Origin of the sequence: Halapricum sp. CBA1109 (genome assembly GCF_009741825.1) — an archaeon.
GTDB lineage: Archaea > Halobacteriota > Halobacteria > Halobacteriales > Haloarculaceae > Halapricum.
Window position 1 is genome coordinate 1 of record NZ_WPCA01000065.1, and the last position, 15420, is coordinate 15420.

Sequence of the window (15420 nt, forward strand, 5' to 3'; positions counted from 1 at the left end):
CTTCCCCGCGCCGTTGGGGCCGACTAGTCCGAGGAACTCGCCCTCGCGGACCGACAGCGACGCCGATTCGAGGACCGAGACGCCGCCGAGGGCGACCGACACGTCCCGCAGTCGGAGGGCGTCGCTCACAGTTCGTGCACCTCCCGGCGGCGCAACAAAAAGAGGAAAAACGGGGCGCCGAGGGCGGCGGTGACGATGCCGACGGGGAGTTCGGCCGCGCCGGCGCGGGCGACGGTGTCGGTGGCGACGAGGAAGACGGCCCCGCCCAGCGCGCTTGTCGGGAGGAGGACGCGGTGGTCGGGGCCGACGAGCAACCGGAGGATATGCGGGACGATGAGGCCGACGAAGCCGATGACGCCCGCGACGGCGACGGCCCCGGCGGTGACGACGCTCGACAGCGCCAGCAGGACACGCTTGGTCCGCTCGACCCGGATACCGACGGTCTGGGCGTCGCTCTCGCCCAAAAGGAGGACGTTCATATCGTGGGCGTAAGCGTAGATACCGAGGAAGACGACCAACGTGACGACGGCGGTCACCTCCACCTCGGCCCAGCGGCTGTCGGCGAGGTTCCCCATCAGCCAGAACAGCGCCTCCTCGACGGACCGGCCGGCGTGCAACAGGAGGTAGGAGATGACGGCTCCCAGAAACGTCTGGACGGCGACGCCCGCGAGCAACAGCGTCGCGACCGGCGTGCGCCCGCCCTCGGTTGCGATCAGGTAGACGCCGAAGGCGGCGGCCAGCGCACCGACGAACGCGGCCGTCTGGAGGCCAAAGGGGAGCGCAAGCGGCAGCGCGATGGTAGCGACGGCGCCGACGGCCGCGCCCGAGGAGACGCCGATGATAGACGGGTCGGCCATCGGGTTCCGGAAAAAGCCCTGCATAACCGTCCCGGCGGCCCCGAGCGCGAACCCGACGACCGCGCCGAGCAGGATCCGCGGGAGCCGTATCTCGGTGACGATGGTCTCGGTGACCGGCGAGACACCGAAGGAGAACGGCCTGAAGTAGCTCACGTCGACGGCCGGCACCGGAACCGGGCGGCCCAAAAGCGACGCCGTCCCGAGGCCAACGTCAAGTCCCGCGGGGACGCCGAAGACGTTCAGCGTGGCTTTGGCGACCGCGAGCGGCGCGATGTCGACTGGACCGACGGTAGCGCTCCCGACAACGACGACGCCGAGCAGCGCCGTGAGCGCGCCACAGTAGACGCCGACTCGCGTGCTCGTTCGCATAAGAGAAACTCGACTTGGGTTAGGTAAATATTTATTGGACTGGCCGGAACGGGACGACGATGACACGCAGACTCTCGCTGCTTGCGATGCTCGCATTGGTGGTGACTGGCTTGGCCGTCGCGCCCGCGTCGGCGGCCGTACCGGCCGATAGCGGAGGGGTCGAGGCGTCACTCGTGTCGGCCGACGCCGCCTCGAACGCGTCGACGGCCGGGTGTACGTTCCCGTTCAGTGCGACGGACGCGACCGGGACCGAGGTGACCGTCGAGGAGCGACCCGACACGATCACCGTCCTCGGGCCGAGCGCGGCCCAGACGGTGTGGGATCTGGGTCGCGCGGACAGCGTCGTCGGGATGCCGGTCAACCAGTACACCGAGTACCTCGGCGGGACCGAGGGGAAGGTCAACGTCGTGAACGATCAGGGACAGCCGATAACCGAGAGCGTCGTCGGGACCGACCCCGACGTGGTCCTCGCGCCGAACATCGTCGGTACCGACGCAATCGAGAGCCTCCGGGAGGCCGGGCTGACGGTGTACAAGTTCGAGCAAGCGGACTCCATCGACGACGTCCTCTCGAAGACGACGCTGACGGGCCAGCTAATCGGGGCCTGCAACGCGGCCGAGACCGTGACCGGCGATATGGAGTCGACGATAGCCGACATCTCCGCACAGGTCGACGACGACGAGCGACCGACCGTCTACTACCCGCTCGGCGGCGGCTTCACCGCGGGCAACCAGACGTTCATCGGTGACATCATCCAGTCCGCCGGCGGCGACAACGTCGCCACCGAGGCGGACATCACCGGGTACGCCGTGATCAGTCAGGAGGTGCTGGCGAACGCGACCATCGACTACCTCCTGCTGACGGGCGACTCCCCGCGACCGATGAACCCCGCGATCAACAACTCCCGCGCCGTGGCCGAGGACAACATCGTCCGCGTCGACGCGAACCTGCTGAACCAGCCCGGACCGCGCGTCATCGTGCCGTTCTCCCAGATGGCCAACGCCTTCTTCGAGTACGACCCGGCCGGCGGGACCGACGAGGGCGAGACGGACGACGGGACCGAGACGGGCGACGAAACGGAGACGGACGACGGTAGCGAGATGGACAACGGGACAGAGCCCACGATGGACGAGGAGACGACACAGGCTCCGCCGACGACGATACCCGCACCCTCGCCCGCGACCGACGTCGACCCGGTGACGACTGCGACGGCGACGGGCCGGGCTTCGGTATCGGCGCGGCGGTGCTTGCGGTCGTGGCGACGGCGCTGGTCGCCGTCCGCCGGCGATAGACTGGAAAGCGGTTTAGGGCTCGACCGACGACGGTCGTATATGGCAGAGAACGTCATCTGGCCCGCGGCCCTCGACGCGACCCTCTCCCGGAGCGAGGGGCGTCGCGTCTCGCTAGACGTGGCCGTCGAGGACCCGACCGTCGACGAGATAGCGACGGCGGTCCAACAGGTGGGCTACGACGCCGTCATCGAACGCGACGTGACCTACCCGCGGGAGTACGACCCCCGCGGTCGCGTCATCGTGAAGAACGCCGACGACGCGACCAAGAGCGACCTGCTCGGGGCCGTCGCGGCGTACCTCGGGATCATCCGCGAGTGATGCAGCGCGCTGGTGCCGTCCTCGACGTGGCACAGAACGTCGCCGTCCTCCGGTGTGACGGCGAGGAACACCCCGACATCGGGACCGTCGTCCTCGACGCCGACCTGACGGAGGTCGGACGGGTCGTCGACGTGTTCGGCCCCGTCGAGCGCCCGTACCTCGCGGTCACGCCCGACGAGGGGGTCCGTCTCCCGGCGCTGGTCGGCGAGACGCTGTACGCTCGGTAGCCGCGACCGAACCGCGACGGCGGCCGAACCACGGCTATTTAGAGCCGTGAGCGCGGACCGTGGGCTATGAACCAACGGACACGCGCCGCGGCGGCGGCCGTCGGCGTCGGCGTCATCTTTCTGGCCATCCAGTTGGCGGCGCTGGCGCTGGTCGACCCGTTCAAAGGGGCCGGCTACCAGACCGTCGAGAACCCCGGGGACCCGACCAACAGCGTCGTCTACATCGTGGCGGTGCTGGTCGCCACGGGCCTGATGCTCGCGGCGTTCAAGTTCGACGTCGAGTGGGCTATCCGGGCGATGATCGTCCTCAGCGGCGGCTACATCTCGATGATCGTCCTCGACACCATCGCGCCGGCGGCGATACCGTCGGTCGCCGGCCTCTCGACGCTGGCGCTGGTCGGCGCCGCCGGCATCGTGATCGGGTTGCTCGTCTACCCGGAGTGGTGGGTCATCGACACCGCCGGGGTGTTCATGGGGGCGGGCGCGGCCGGCCTGTTCGGCATCACCTTCGGCGTACTGCCGGCGCTCGTCCTGTTGACGGTGCTGGCGGTGTACGACGCCATCTCGGTCTACGGCACCGAGCACATGCTCACGCTCGCCTCCGGGGTGATGGACCTGAAGATTCCGGTCGTGCTGGTCGTGCCGCTGTCGCTATCGTACACGTTCCTCGACGACGAACAACCCGCCTCCGTCGGCGGCGAGGACGACGCCGCGACCCCAACGGCCGACGGCGGTGACGAGAGCGTCGACGGCGATGGGACCGACGAGGGCGACGAACACGCGGACGAGGCGGGTGATCCGCTCGACCGGGACGCGCTGTTCATCGGCCTCGGGGACGCGGTCATCCCGGCGGTGTTGGTCGCCAGCGCCGCCTTCTTCACGCCGGGGTCTGTCCCGACGTTCGACCTCCCGCTCATCGCGCTGACGCTCCCGGCCGCGACGGCGATGGTCGGGACCTTCGTCGGTCTCGCGGTCCTGCTCTCGATGGTGCTGAAGGGGCGCGCTCACGCGGGCCTGCCGCTGCTCAACGGCGGCGCTATCGGCGGCTACCTCGTCGGTTCGCTGGTTGCCGGCGTCCCGGTTCTGACGGCGCTCGGCCTCTAACCGGCCAGTTCTATCGCGTCGCTGTCGGTCACTTCCCCGAAGAGGAACTCGGCGTGGTCGAGGGCGTACTCGCGGTGGTCGTCCTCTATCGCGCCGATAGCGTCCTCGACCAGTATCGGCCGGTAGTCCCGAAGACCGGCGCTTGAGGCCGTGTGGAGGACACAGACGTTCGCCAGCGTCCCGCAGATGACGAGGTCGTCGATGCCGTGGGACTCAAGCCACCCTTCGAGTTGGGTCTGATGGAAGGCGTCGTAGGTGTGTTTGACGACCACGAGGTCCCCTTCCGTGGGGTCGAGTTCCTCGACGAGTTCGGCCTCCCACGAGCCTTCGAGGACGTGTTCGCCCCAGCGGTCGAACTCGTCGTAGTAGTGGGCGTCCTCGAACTGTTCGGGCGGGTGGACGTCCCGGGTGAACACGACCGGGACGTCGGCGTCGTGGGCCCGGTCGACCAGCGACGCACAGGGGGAGACGGCGGCCTCGCTCCCGGGCGCGTAGAGGCTCCCGTCGGGGTGGCAAAAGCCGTTCTGCATATCGACGACGACGACGGCGGTGCTGTCGGGGTCGAGGTGCATACGCCTCGATACGTCCGGAACCAGCAAGTGCGTTGTGCCGGGCAACCATTTTTGTTCGATGGGGCCTACGACGGACATATGCGCCCTGCACTCGCGATACTCGCCGCACTGATGGTCCTCCTCGCTGGGTGTACGGTCGGGACCGACCCGGGGACGACCGCCGAGTCTCCGACCGACACGCCCGCGATGGACGACACGCCCGACACGAGCGACCCCGCCGACGAAGCGGACGGAGGGGGCGACACCGAGAACGGGCGGTCGGACTACGGTGACGACAGCGGTGAGACGAACTCGACCGACGACAGTGACACCGGTTCGGAGACCGGTAACCAGAGCGGCGAGATGGTCGCCCAACTGGCCGACCCGGAGACGGACCGTCTCGGCTGGGAGGCCGGCCTCTGGTACAACGAGACCATCGGCGTCGACAACAGCGACGGGATGAACGCGACCGAACGGGAACTGGCAGTCGCGCGGGCGATGGCCCGCGTCGAGCACGTCCGGGGGACGGAGTTCCCCGGCAACGAGACGATACCTATCGACGTCCAGTCCCGCGAGGAGTTCCGGGAGGAGGGCTTCGGACAGGACAACTACTCCGAGGCCTACCGGACCTTCGACAACGTGAAGTTCGAGTCCCTGTTCTTCGTCGGGGAGGACGAGGACTCGCTACAGGTCCAGGAGGACAACCGGGGCGAGAGCGTCCAAGGCTACTACAGCCCGACGAACGATTCCATCGTCCTGATCAGCGAGGGTGACCTCCCGCAGTTCGACGGCGAGGAGACTCTCGCACAGGAAGTCGCTCACGCTCTGCAGGACCAAGTCTACGATACCGCTTCCCTCCAGCGGAACGCGACGACCCGAGACGGATACGCCGGACTGCTCGGCATCATCGAGGGCGACGGTAACCTCATCGACGAACTCTACGTCGAGGAGTGTGCAGCCAACTGGTCGTGTATCCCCGCGCCGAACACCTCCGACGGCGGGCCGGGCCCCGGCGAGGGCTTCCACTACGGCATCTACTTCATGGAGTATCTGCCCTACAGCGACGGGCCGGGCTTCGTCCAGCACTACTACGACCGCGGCGGGTGGGACCGCGTCGACGAGATATACGACGCGCCACCGGCCTCCGGCGAGCAGGTCGTCTTCCCAGAGAAGTACGGTAGCGACCCGCCCGCGGACGTCGCGATAGGCGACCGGTCCGCCGCGGGGTGGGAACAGGTCGTCACCGAGGACGGCCAGTCGTACGACCGACTCGGGATGGGGTCGATGGCGGCGATGTTCATGTATCCCGCCTACGAGGAGGCGTACAACGGATCGTTCGTCGTCTCGCCCGTGGCGTTTCTCAACACCGACGCGCAGGGTAACGTCGACTCCTCGGACCCCGTCGACTACGGCTTCCCGGCGGTGACTGGCTGGGAAGGTGACCGGTTCGAGGCCTACCAGAACGACGCCGGCGAGACCGGCTACGTCTGGCGCATCCAGTGGAACTCCGCGGCGAACGCGACCCAGTTCGCAGGCACGTACCGCGACCTGCTTTCCTACTGGGGGGCCGACAGCGTCGGCGACGGCCGCTACGAGATAGCCGACGACAGTCCCTTCACCGACGCCATCGACCTCGCCGTCGACGGCGACACGGTGACTATCGTCAACGCGCCGACGACCGACCAGCTAGACGACGTCCACGAGACGGACGCCTGATGGGGCGCGCACTCCTCACGCTCGCGGCGCTGGCGCTGGTGGTGACGGCAGGCTGTTCCGCGCCGCTCGACAACGACGACCTCGGCAAGGAGAACGGCTACCGCTACGACGCCGACGTCGACGTGACCTTCGAGGACGGCCTCAACGACTCCGAACTGGCGGCGGTGTCCTCGCGGGCGATGGCCCGCATCGAGCGCATCCGCGGCATCGAGTTCACCAACACGACGCCGGTCGAGGTCATCTCGCGGGCGGAGTTCCGCAACCGGAGCGGCGGGACCGGCGGGGACCTCTCAGAGCGCCAACTGTGGAACGAGCAGGTGTGGGAGGCGCTGTTTATCGTCGGCGAGGACGAGACCTACCCCGAGAGTCGCTCGACCAATCAGGGGAGTACCGTGCTGGGGTACTACTCCCGCAGCGACGACCGGATAGTAATCGTCAGCGATACCGAGACGCCGAAAATCAACCGCGATACGCTGGTCCACGAACTCGTCCACGCCTTACAGGACCAGCAACTGTCGTTCGGGACGAACCCGCAGTTCCAGGACGAGCAACTGGCCCAGCGAGCCGTCACCGAGGGCGACGCGAACTACGTCGAGGCGCGCTACCGCCAGCGCTGTGCGAGCGAGTGGTCCTGTATCGCCCTGCCGGAACGGACCGGCGGCGGTGACCGCCCCGCCGACTTCAACGAAGCGCTGTTTCTGACCTCCATCTTCCCCTACACCGACGGCCAGCGGTTCGTCGACGACCGCTACCGCAGCGGTGGCTGGGACGCCGTCGATGCCCTCTACGACACCTTCCCCGAGAGCACCGAGCAGGTGATCCATCCCGAGCGCTATCCTAACGACGACCCCGTCTCGGTGTCCGTCCCGGACCGCTCGCGGGGCGAGTGGGACCGGTTCGACGTCGACCCCTACTACGACGTGCTGGGCGAGGCGTCCATCTACGCGATGTTCCAAGGCAACGGACAGATCGGTCGCAGCGGCGTCGACCGGTACGACTACGACCACCCTATCTCGGCGGGGTGGGCCGGCGACCGACTGGTGCCCTACCGGAACGGCGACCGCTTCGGCTACGTCTGGCGGACCGAGTGGGAGTCGACCGGCGAGGCCCGGGAGTTCGTCCGGGCCTACCGGGACCTACTCGCCGACGAGGGGGCGCGCTCGCTCGGTGACAACCGGTACCGCATCGACGACGGTCCCTACGCCGACGCCTTCCGGGTGACGCGCTCGGGGTCGACGGTGACCGTCGTCAACGCGCCGCGGCCGGCCGCGCTGGACCGGATTCACCCGCCGGGATGAGCACTCCCGAGCGCTTTTCTCGCGGCGGCCACACCTCCTGATATGGACGAGGCTTCGCCGTTCGACATCGTGACGCCCGAGCAGATTCGGGCCGGGCGTGCGACTGACGCCTACTTCGACCGGACAGTCGAGACACTGGAACACGCCGACCGGAACCCGACAGTCGTCGCGGAGGTGACCGCAGACCAGTTCCCGACCGGCGAGTTCGAGGTGCTCGCGGGCGTCGAAGATGCCGCACACCTGCTCGCGGACCTGCCGGTCCGGGTCGACTCGCTCGCGCCGGGGCAACTGTTCGACGGCGGGCCGGTGTTGCGAATCGAGGGCCGGTATCTGGATTTCTGCCGCTACGAGACGGCGCTACTGGGATTTCTCTCTCACGCCAGCGGCATCGCAACGGCCGCCCTGCGGGCCCAACTCGCCGCCCCGACATCGTCGATGCTGAGTTTCGGTTCCCGGCACGTCCACCCGTCGATGGCGGCGATGCTGGAGCGAGCGGCGCTGGTCGGCGGCCTCGACGGCATCTCGAACGTCGCCGCCGGGGAGGTCATCGGCCGCGAGGCCGGCGGGACGATGCCCCACGCCCTGCTGTTGTGTTTCGGCCGCGGCAACCAAGAACAGGCGTGGCGGGCGTTCGACGAGGCGGTCGGCCCCGACGTGCCGCGGGTCGCGCTCTGTGACACCTTCAGCGACGAGGTGGACGAGGTACTGCGGGCCGTCGAGGCCGTCGATGCCCTCGATAGCGTCCGTCTGGACACGACCGGCTCCCGTCGGGGGGACTTCCGACACATCGTCAGGGAGGTCCGGTGGGCCTTGGAATCCCGCGGTCACGACGACGTCGACATCTTCGTCAGCGGGGGGCTGGGTCCCGAGCAACTCCGGGAACTGGACGACGTGGTCGACGGCTTCGGCGTCGGGAGTTACGTGAGCAACGCCGACCCGGTCGACTTCGCGCTGGACATCGTCGAGATAGAGGGCGACCCCATCTCCAAGCGCGGGAAACTCGGCGGTGTCAAGGACGTCTACCGGACGGCCGACGGCGGCCACCACGTCGGCCTCGCCGACCGCGAGGGACCGGCGGACGGGGAATCCCTGTTGGAACCGCTGGTCCGCGACGGCGAAGTCGTCGGCGAGACGAGTCTGGACGCCGCGAGCGAACGGGCGCGGCGTGACGCTGAGGCCGTCGGCTTCGGTGCGGAGGGCGTTTAGTCCTCGCGCCCGTTGGACGGGTATGGGATTTCACACGTTCGACGCCGACCGGGCGGACAACCTAGAGGACGAGAGCCGCTTTCGGTACGTCTCCGTCGACGAACTGCTGGCGCTGTTCGACCCCGGACCGGAGTCGACCGTCGCCGATTTGGGGAGCGGTACCGGCTTCTACACCGACGAGATAGCGCCGTACGCGGACACTGTCTACGCCGTCGACGTGCAGGAGGCGATGCACGACCACTACCGGGAGAAGGGGCTGCCGGAGAACGTCGACCCCGTGACCGCCGAGGTGGGGTCGCTGCCGTTCCCCGACGACCACCTCGACGGTGCGGTGTCGACGATGACCTACCACGAGTTCGCGACCGAACCGGCGCTGGCGGAGCTCCGGCGGGTGCTTGCGCCCGGCGCGCGACTGGGTGTCGCCGACTGGACGGCCGCAGGGCTTGGCGAGCGCGGACCGCCGGTCGGGGAGCGGTTCGCGGCCGAGGAGGCGCGGGCGGCGCTCGACGCCGCGGGATTCGTGGTCGAACGGGCCGAGGACCGCCGCGAAACGTTCGTCTGTACGGCCATCGCCTGAGCGGGCGACACGGGACTCCGACAGTCGTAAGAAACCCCGGACCGGTAAGGTAGACAATGAGCGAGCCACCTGCCCCGTCCGGGGGCGGCGATCCGATACGCCCGGCAGCGGCGCGGTCCCCGACGCCGACGGCGAGAGCGAGGGCAGCGTCGAACTCGTCGGCACCGCCCACATCTCCCCCGAGAGCGTCGCGGAGGTCGAGGAGACCATCGCCGACCGCCGACCGGACGTCGTCGCCGTCGAACTCGACGAGGGGCGGTACAGACAGCTAAAGGGCGACGCGCCCGACGACTTGGACGCAAGCGACCTGCTCCACGGCAACACGGTCTTTCAGTTTCTGGCCTACTGGATGCTGAGCTACGTCCAGACGAAGATGGGCGAGCGCTTCGACATCGAACCCGGCGCGGATATGATGGCGGCCGTCGAGACGGCCGAGGACCACGGCATCGACGTGGCGCTGGTCGACCGGGACATCCAGGTGACCATCCAGCGGTTCTGGAACCGACTCACGGGCTTCGAGAAGGCGAAACTGCTCGGCGGACTCATCGGCGGGATGGCCGGCGCGCTGACGGGCGCGTTCGTCGTCGGCGCGATGGTCGGGATGTTCGTCGCTACCGGCGCGACGCTGCTGGGCGGCCCCTACGTCGTCCCGGCGGGTGTCGCCGGGAGCGTCCCGGTCGCAGCGGCTTCGTCGTCTCGGCACTGGACTGGCTGTTGGTCGCGGGCGGTATCGCGCTGGTCGTCGGCGCGCCGCTGGCGCTCGGGTTCCAACGGCTGGTCGGCGTCGAGACCGACGGCGACGGCGAGGAGTTCGACTTGGAGAACCTCACCGACACCGACGTGGTGACGGCGATGATGGAGGAGTTCCGGCAGTTCTCGCCCGGCGGCGCCGAGGCGCTGATCGACGAGCGAGACGCCTACATCGCCTATCGGCTGGTCGCGCTCCGGGAGGCCGGCTACGACGTGGTGGCCGTCGTCGGTGCGGGCCACCGCGCGGGCATCCAGGCCTACCTCGACGACCCCGGGACGCTCCCGCCGCAGTCCTCGCTGACGGGACGCATCTCGGGGAGCCGGTTCTCGGTGTACAAGTTGTTCGGCTACCTGTTCACGCTCGGGTTCGGCGCCTTTTTCGTGTTGCTCGTCCTCGGCGGGGCACAGGAGGCGTTCCTGATCCGTCTGTTCGCGGCGTGGTTCCTCGTCAACGGCGTCATCGCGGCGGCGCTGGCGAAACTTGGGGGCGCACACTGGCCGTCGGCGCTGGTCGGCGGCGGCATCGCGTGGCTGACGAGCGTCAACCCCCTGCTCGCGCCGGGGTGGTTCGCGGGCTACGTCGAACTCCGGTACATCGACGTCAACATCGGCGACATCAGCACGCTCAACGAGATAATCAGCGACGAGTCGGCGCCCATCGCCGACATCTACCGGCGGTTGACCGAGGTTCCGCTGTTCAGGCTCATCGCCATCGTCGCGCTGACTAACGTCGGGAGTATGATCGCTAGCTTCCTGTTTATCGGCGTCGTCGCGCCGGCGTTGTTCGCCGAAATCGGCGGCACCGGCGAGATAGTCCGTCTGATGCTCCAAGGCGCGGAGAACGGGCTGGACCTCTTGTTGGGGCTGCTCCCATGAATCTCACGTTCAGCCAATCCGAGATCACGGACCTCCTGATCGCGTGGGCGGTCCTCAGCGTCGCGTTCACGATATTCTTCTTCCGTGGACCGTTCCGGGCGCTGGCGAGCGGTGCGCCCTCCGGTGCGGCGGTGAGTGCTCTGGTCGTCGGCCTCGTCGTCAGTTCGCTGACCGCCGGCGTCGGGTTCCTGTTGCACGAACTGGCCCACAAGGTCGTCGCCGTCCACTACGGGCAGGTCGCGGCGTTCAAAGCCGACTACAGTATGCTCTTTCTCGCGGTGATGAGCGCCGTAATCGGGTTCCTCTTTGCCGCGCCCGGCGCGGTCTACCACCGCGGGTTCGTCACCGAACGCGAGCAGGGACTCATCGCCCTCGCCGGTCCCGCTGTCAACGTCGCCCTGCTGGTGGCGTTCGCGCCGCTTTACTTCCTCGGCGGCGGTATCGTCGCACAGATCGGTGCGCTGGGGCTGTTGATCAACGCTATCCTCGCGGCGTTCAATATGATCCCGTTCGGGCCGCTGGACGGGAAGAAGGTCCTGCGCTGGAGCAAGCCGGTGTTCGTCGCGACGGCAGTCCCGATAATCGGCCTCGCTGCCCTCCTGTTGTTCGGCGGCGTGGTCGGACTGTCCGTCTGAGCACTGGACACACCCTCTCCGGTGATCCGTCGGGCCGCCCTCACGTAGACGACTCGGCGCTGCGGCCGGTCATCTCCTCGATTCGGAGCTCGTACCACTCCGGCTCCAGCGCCGCCGTCGACTCGTCGAACGCGGACAGTGGAACCGCCGTCGCGCGCGGCCCGAACACCCCGGCTGCGGTCGCCTCCTCGGAGATATCGTCTCCGATGGGTGTGAGGCCTCCCTCGACGACGACGCTCGTCCAGTCGTCCGGGTCGCTCCAATCGTACGTGACGAGCCTCGCCCTGCCGTTGCTCTCCAGCAAGTCGCGTTTTCGACTCTCGTCAGCGAAGACGAACTGGAAGATACATCGATGGTCCGTCGGATCGTATCCGAACGCCATCGGAATCGAATAGGGGTTGTTCCCGCCGAACGAGAGGACACCGTCCCCTTGCTGGTCGAGAAACTCCGCCATCGCTTTGGTCGACATCTCTTCGCCGTCGTCTCCCATACCAGTTCGTTCGGGCGGCAGCAACGAAAAGCTCCCCCTCCGTCCTCGGCACTCGGTCGACTCGCTCGCCCGGCAGAAACGGTGTGCTTTTGCCCGGTCCGGTCGCCACTCGACGTATGAGTGAGGACGAGGAGCTAACGTACGCCGAGGCGGGCGTCGACATCGACGCCAGCGAGGCGGCGACGGCGGCGCTGATCGGTGCTGCCGGCGAGTTCGAGGGCGACTACGCCGGGCTGGTCGACATCGGGGAGCAGTACCTCGCGCTGGCGACCGACGGCGTCGGGACGAAACTGCTGGTCGCCGAGGCGGTCGAGGACTACTCGACGGTCGGTATCGACTGTATGGCGATGAACGTCAACGACCTCGTCGCCGCTGGCGTCGAACCGGTCGCGTTCGTCGACTACCTCGCCGTCGAGGCGCCGTCCGAGGCGACCTCAGAACAGATCGGTGCCGGCCTCCACGAGGGCGCAAAACGGGCCGGCGTCGCCCTCGTCGGCGGCGAGACGGCCGTGATGCCCGACGTGATCAAGGGACTGGACATCGCGGGGACCTGCGCCGCCTCGCGCCGAAAGACGCCGTCTTCCCCGGCGAGGCCGAACCCGGCGACGCCATCGTCGGATGGCCCTCCTCGGGCATCCACTCAAACGGCCTGACGCTGGCCCGCGAGGCGGTCACCCGCGACTACGAGTACACCGACCCGTTCCCGCCGAACCCGAACAACTCTATCGCGGAAGAACTGTTGACGCCGACCCGAATCTACACCGACGTACTGGGTCCGCTTCGGGAGCACGAGACCCACGCCGCGGCCCACGTCACCGGCGGCGGGTGGACCAACCTCACCCGGATGGGCGCACATCGGTACGAGATATCCGACCCATTCGACGCCCAACCGGTCTTCGAGTTCGTCCAGCAGGAGGGCTCCGTCGACGACGAGGAGATGCATCGGACGTTCAATATGGGTACCGGATTCGTGGCGGCGCTCCCGGCCACGGACGCCGAGGCGGTCGTCGAGGAGAGCGAGGACGCGCGGATCATCGGCGCGGTCACCGATGGCGAGGAGTGCGTTGCGGTGCGTGACTTGGAACTCGAATAAGGGAGCCGCGGTGCGGTAGCGGCGACGATCAGTACGAGTACTGCTGGCGAACGAAGTGAGCCAGCAGATGTTTTTCCCCACGTTTTTACGAGGAGCGGTGCGCGAACGTAGTGAGCGCACCCGACGACGTAAAAAGTGGTTGCGGGAGGGGGTTCGTGGCGGCGCTCCCGGACGCGGACGCTGAGGCGGTCGTCGAGGAGAGCGAGGACGCGCGGATCATCGGCGCAGTCACCGAGGGGGAGGAGTGCGTCGCGGTGCGTGACTTGGAACTAGAATAAGGCGGTCGCGGTGCGGTAGCGGCGACGCTCAGTACGAGTACTGCTGGCGAACGAAGTGAGCCAGCAGCCTTTTTCCCCACGTTTTTACGAGGAGTGGTGCGCGAACGTAGTGAGCGCACCCGACGACGTAAAAAGTGGTTGCGGGAGGGGGTTCGTGGCGGCGCTCCCGGCCACGGACGCCGAGGCATTGGTCGAAGAGAGCGAGGACGCGCGGATTATCGGCGCGGTCACCGAGGGCGAGGAGTGCGTTGCGGTGCGTGACTTGGAACTAGAATAAGGCGGTCGCGGTGCGGTAGCGGGGAGCTCAGTACGAGTACTGCTGGCGAACGAAGTGAGCCATCACCTTCTCGCCGACGTTTTGTTCTCGTCCCGAGCGCCGAGGTGGTACTCGAACAGCGAGTGGTGAGTCTCGCCCGCCGATTGCCAGCTGACGATGTACGACTCGTCGGCGTCGTCGGTGAGAGTGAGGGTGACGCTGTCCCCGGGTTCGAACGTACCGCCGCCCTCGAACGGGTCGCCGCCGTCGAAGCCGTACTCGGGTCGGATTCCCAACCGGGAGGCCGGGATGGGCTCGCCCGCCTCGTGGGTGAACGTCACCCGGTCGCCGTCGAACTCGACGCCGAACGTCACGAGCGGTGGCCGTTCCGCCCAGACCCGTTCGAGGTACGACTCGACCCCCTGTCGTATCCGGATGCTCAGCGTCCGGCCGTCGGTCTCGATGTCGACCGCGTCGGGCTCGGACGGGAGCAACAGCGCCGGGCCGTCGAAGGTGTCCGCCAACGCGTCTCGGACTGTCGACTCGTCCGGCCGGTCGGCGGCCGAGGCGTAGACGTGATCGACGACGACGTACACGTTGTCCTCATCGAAGGCGTGTGACAGCGCCGAGTGGGACGGTTCTCCAAGTCCCGTGAGGGGGAGACTGGTCCGGACCGACGGCCGACCGCCGGTCATCTCGGTGAGTACCCGGAAGTCGTCGTCGCTCTCGTGACGCCGCTCGACGCGCCCCGCTTTGGCGTCGATGGTCGTCGTGACGCGTCCAACGGCCAACTCTCGCGGTTCGGTGCCGTCCGCCCTCGCGGCGACGATGGCCTCGTCTCCGACGGCGAGCGCACGCGGCTTGTCCGACCGGGTGTAGCGGTCGTATCCGCGGTGGGTGTCCGTGCGTTCGTATCCGGTCGGCTCCAGCGCCGACGCGACCGACTCCCGGTCGACGGATGTCAGGCCGACGATGGCACTCCCGTTGTGTACCACTGCGTCGTACTCCGTGTACCCGATACCGACGTGTTCCATATCGGAGGCCAGCGCGGTATCGTTGATCCGGAACGGCCGACCGACCGAGCGATTTCCGACTCCCGGTCGCTTGTACCGTATCCGGCCTGACTGTTCGGCGTCGACGTGTGGCTCGAACGCCGATTCGCTGGGGACCCACTGCCGGAATCGCGGCGGCTCACTCCCGGGCAGCGACACGGACCCGTAGGGTACTCCGCCACCGAACGGGAGATAACTACAGCCCGCGAGCCCGGCCGCCAGTGCCCCACTCACCACGAGCATCTGCCGACGGTTCGCGTCCATCCGTTTTCCTGTTCCGTTACCGTCGATGCACTTAATTCATACTGTCGGGGGAGCGCACACTACCGGCGTGAGACAGCCGACGACAACGTTGGTGTCGGTGTCGGTGAGCGGTACGTAAGCGATGCGGCGGACGCGGTAGCGGTGCGGCGCGGTAGCGGTGACACCAAGCACGAGCACTGCTGGCGAACGAAGTGAGCCAGCAGGGAGTTTT

At 67.8% G+C, this 15420-nt stretch carries 15 protein-coding genes and 3 pseudogenes; 14 read left to right on the plus strand and 4 right to left on the minus strand.

Translation table 11 applies throughout. From position 1 onward, the window contains the following. Nucleotides 1–125: 125 nt before the first annotated feature. Complete coding sequence (gene btuC, locus GJ629_RS08680; protein WP_157512625.1) at nucleotides 126–1226, minus strand: vitamin B12 ABC transporter permease BtuC; 1101 nt, start codon at nucleotides 1224–1226, stop codon at nucleotides 126–128. A gap of 86 nt (nucleotides 1227–1312) precedes the next feature. On the opposite strand from btuC, the pseudogene GJ629_RS17040 reads away from it, so the two are divergent. From GJ629_RS17040 to GJ629_RS08695, 5 genes and pseudogenes are all read left to right on the plus strand, one after another. Further along, nucleotides 1313–2365: pseudogene (locus tag GJ629_RS17040) on the plus strand (PGF-CTERM-anchored ABC transporter substrate-binding protein); the annotation flags it as partial. Between the two features lie 104 nt (nucleotides 2366–2469). Continuing rightward, nucleotides 2470–2517: a hypothetical protein gene (locus GJ629_RS17965; protein ID WP_370515839.1), complete on the plus strand. Its 48-nt coding sequence runs from the start codon at nucleotides 2470–2472 to the stop codon at nucleotides 2515–2517. 40 nt (nucleotides 2518–2557) lie between these two features. After that, nucleotides 2558–2836, plus strand: coding sequence for a signal recognition particle subunit SRP19 (srp19, locus tag GJ629_RS17050; RefSeq protein ID WP_231754563.1), 279 nt, complete (start codon nucleotides 2558–2560; stop codon nucleotides 2834–2836). After that, nucleotides 2836–3063 carry an H/ACA ribonucleoprotein complex subunit GAR1 gene (locus GJ629_RS08690; protein WP_157512627.1) on the plus strand — a complete coding sequence of 76 codons (228 nt, stop codon included), beginning with the start codon at nucleotides 2836–2838 and terminating at the stop codon, nucleotides 3061–3063. Before srp19 ends, GJ629_RS08690 begins: the two co-directional genes overlap by 1 nt. A gap of 66 nt (nucleotides 3064–3129) precedes the next feature. Further along, the gene (locus tag GJ629_RS08695) at nucleotides 3130–4167 is read left to right on the plus strand and encodes a presenilin family intramembrane aspartyl protease PSH (RefSeq protein ID WP_157512628.1); all 1038 of its coding nucleotides are present in this window, start codon (nucleotides 3130–3132) and stop codon (nucleotides 4165–4167) included. On the opposite strand, the gene GJ629_RS08700 is transcribed toward GJ629_RS08695, so the two are convergent. After that, the gene (locus GJ629_RS08700) at nucleotides 4164–4739 is read right to left on the minus strand and encodes a cysteine hydrolase family protein (protein WP_157512629.1); all 576 of its coding nucleotides are present in this window, start codon (nucleotides 4737–4739) and stop codon (nucleotides 4164–4166) included. The two genes, GJ629_RS08695 and GJ629_RS08700, sit on opposite strands and share 4 nt — an antisense overlap. Before the next feature lie 78 nt (nucleotides 4740–4817). Here GJ629_RS08700 and GJ629_RS08705 point away from each other — a divergent pair, with 78 nt between their 5' ends. The 6 genes and pseudogenes from GJ629_RS08705 to GJ629_RS08735 all read left to right on the plus strand — a co-directional run bounded on the left by GJ629_RS08705 (nucleotide 4818) and on the right by GJ629_RS08735 (nucleotide 11776). Further along, nucleotides 4818–6434: an Hvo_1808 family surface protein gene (locus tag GJ629_RS08705; RefSeq protein WP_157512630.1), complete on the plus strand. Its 1617-nt coding sequence runs from the start codon at nucleotides 4818–4820 to the stop codon at nucleotides 6432–6434. Beyond that, nucleotides 6434–7732: an Hvo_1808 family surface protein gene (locus tag GJ629_RS08710; RefSeq protein WP_157512631.1), complete on the plus strand. Its 1299-nt coding sequence runs from the start codon at nucleotides 6434–6436 to the stop codon at nucleotides 7730–7732. Before GJ629_RS08705 ends, GJ629_RS08710 begins: the two co-directional genes overlap by 1 nt. 42 nt (nucleotides 7733–7774) lie before the next feature. Next, on the plus strand, nucleotides 7775–8938 hold the full coding sequence (locus GJ629_RS08715; protein WP_157512632.1) for a nicotinate phosphoribosyltransferase: 1164 nt from the start codon (nucleotides 7775–7777) through the stop codon (nucleotides 8936–8938). 22 nt (nucleotides 8939–8960) lie between these two features. Next, complete coding sequence (locus tag GJ629_RS08720; protein WP_157512633.1) at nucleotides 8961–9515, plus strand: class I SAM-dependent methyltransferase; 555 nt, start codon at nucleotides 8961–8963, stop codon at nucleotides 9513–9515. A 172-nt stretch (nucleotides 9516–9687) separates the two neighbouring features. After that, nucleotides 9688–11141, plus strand: a pseudogene (locus tag GJ629_RS17055) (TraB/GumN family protein). Then, nucleotides 11138–11776: a metalloprotease gene (locus GJ629_RS08735; RefSeq protein WP_157512634.1), complete on the plus strand. Its 639-nt coding sequence runs from the start codon at nucleotides 11138–11140 to the stop codon at nucleotides 11774–11776. The pseudogene GJ629_RS17055 and the gene GJ629_RS08735 overlap by 4 nt, the downstream one beginning before the upstream one ends. A gap of 40 nt (nucleotides 11777–11816) precedes the next feature. Here the strand turns inward: GJ629_RS08735 and GJ629_RS08740 are convergent, their stop codons facing one another. Continuing rightward, nucleotides 11817–12266: a pyridoxamine 5'-phosphate oxidase family protein gene (locus GJ629_RS08740; protein WP_157512635.1), complete on the minus strand. Its 450-nt coding sequence runs from the start codon at nucleotides 12264–12266 to the stop codon at nucleotides 11817–11819. 116 nt (nucleotides 12267–12382) lie between these two features. Here GJ629_RS08740 and purM point away from each other — a divergent pair. The 3 genes and pseudogenes from purM (at nucleotide 12383) to GJ629_RS08755 (ending at nucleotide 13914) form a co-directional block, all read left to right on the plus strand. After that, nucleotides 12383–13359: pseudogene (purM, locus tag GJ629_RS08745) on the plus strand (phosphoribosylformylglycinamidine cyclo-ligase). 110 nt (nucleotides 13360–13469) lie between these two features. Further along, nucleotides 13470–13637: a hypothetical protein gene (locus GJ629_RS08750; RefSeq protein ID WP_157512636.1), complete on the plus strand. Its 168-nt coding sequence runs from the start codon at nucleotides 13470–13472 to the stop codon at nucleotides 13635–13637. 109 nt (nucleotides 13638–13746) lie between these two features. Further along, entirely contained in the window at nucleotides 13747–13914 is a 168-nt protein-coding gene (locus tag GJ629_RS08755) for a hypothetical protein (protein ID WP_157512637.1), read from the plus strand. Between the two features lie 62 nt (nucleotides 13915–13976). On the opposite strand, the gene GJ629_RS08760 is transcribed toward GJ629_RS08755, so the two are convergent. Further along, on the minus strand, nucleotides 13977–15209 hold the full coding sequence (locus GJ629_RS08760) for a hypothetical protein (RefSeq protein WP_157512638.1): 1233 nt from the start codon (nucleotides 15207–15209) through the stop codon (nucleotides 13977–13979). Between the last annotated feature and the right edge of the window lie 211 nt (nucleotides 15210–15420).

Excerpts from the sequence above, each read along its gene's own strand:
- btuC (WP_157512625.1), bottom strand. The coding sequence starts at position 1,226 with ATGCGAACGAGCACGCGAGTCGGCGTCTACTGTGGCGCGCTCACGGCG.
- srp19 (WP_231754563.1), top strand. The coding sequence starts at position 2,558 with ATGGCAGAGAACGTCATCTGGCCCGCGGCCCTCGACGCGACCCTCTCC.
- GJ629_RS08690 (WP_157512627.1), top strand. The coding sequence starts at position 2,836 with ATGCAGCGCGCTGGTGCCGTCCTCGACGTGGCACAGAACGTCGCCGTC.
- GJ629_RS08695 (WP_157512628.1), top strand. The coding sequence starts at position 3,130 with ATGAACCAACGGACACGCGCCGCGGCGGCGGCCGTCGGCGTCGGCGTC.
- GJ629_RS08700 (WP_157512629.1), bottom strand. The coding sequence starts at position 4,739 with ATGCACCTCGACCCCGACAGCACCGCCGTCGTCGTCGTCGATATGCAG.
- GJ629_RS08705 (WP_157512630.1), top strand. The coding sequence starts at position 4,818 with ATGCGCCCTGCACTCGCGATACTCGCCGCACTGATGGTCCTCCTCGCT.
- GJ629_RS08710 (WP_157512631.1), top strand. The coding sequence starts at position 6,434 with ATGGGGCGCGCACTCCTCACGCTCGCGGCGCTGGCGCTGGTGGTGACG.
- GJ629_RS08715 (WP_157512632.1), top strand. The coding sequence starts at position 7,775 with ATGGACGAGGCTTCGCCGTTCGACATCGTGACGCCCGAGCAGATTCGG.
- GJ629_RS08720 (WP_157512633.1), top strand. The coding sequence starts at position 8,961 with ATGGGATTTCACACGTTCGACGCCGACCGGGCGGACAACCTAGAGGAC.
- GJ629_RS08735 (WP_157512634.1), top strand. The coding sequence starts at position 11,138 with ATGAATCTCACGTTCAGCCAATCCGAGATCACGGACCTCCTGATCGCG.
- GJ629_RS08740 (WP_157512635.1), bottom strand. The coding sequence starts at position 12,266 with ATGGGAGACGACGGCGAAGAGATGTCGACCAAAGCGATGGCGGAGTTT.
- GJ629_RS08760 (WP_157512638.1), bottom strand. The coding sequence starts at position 15,209 with ATGGACGCGAACCGTCGGCAGATGCTCGTGGTGAGTGGGGCACTGGCG.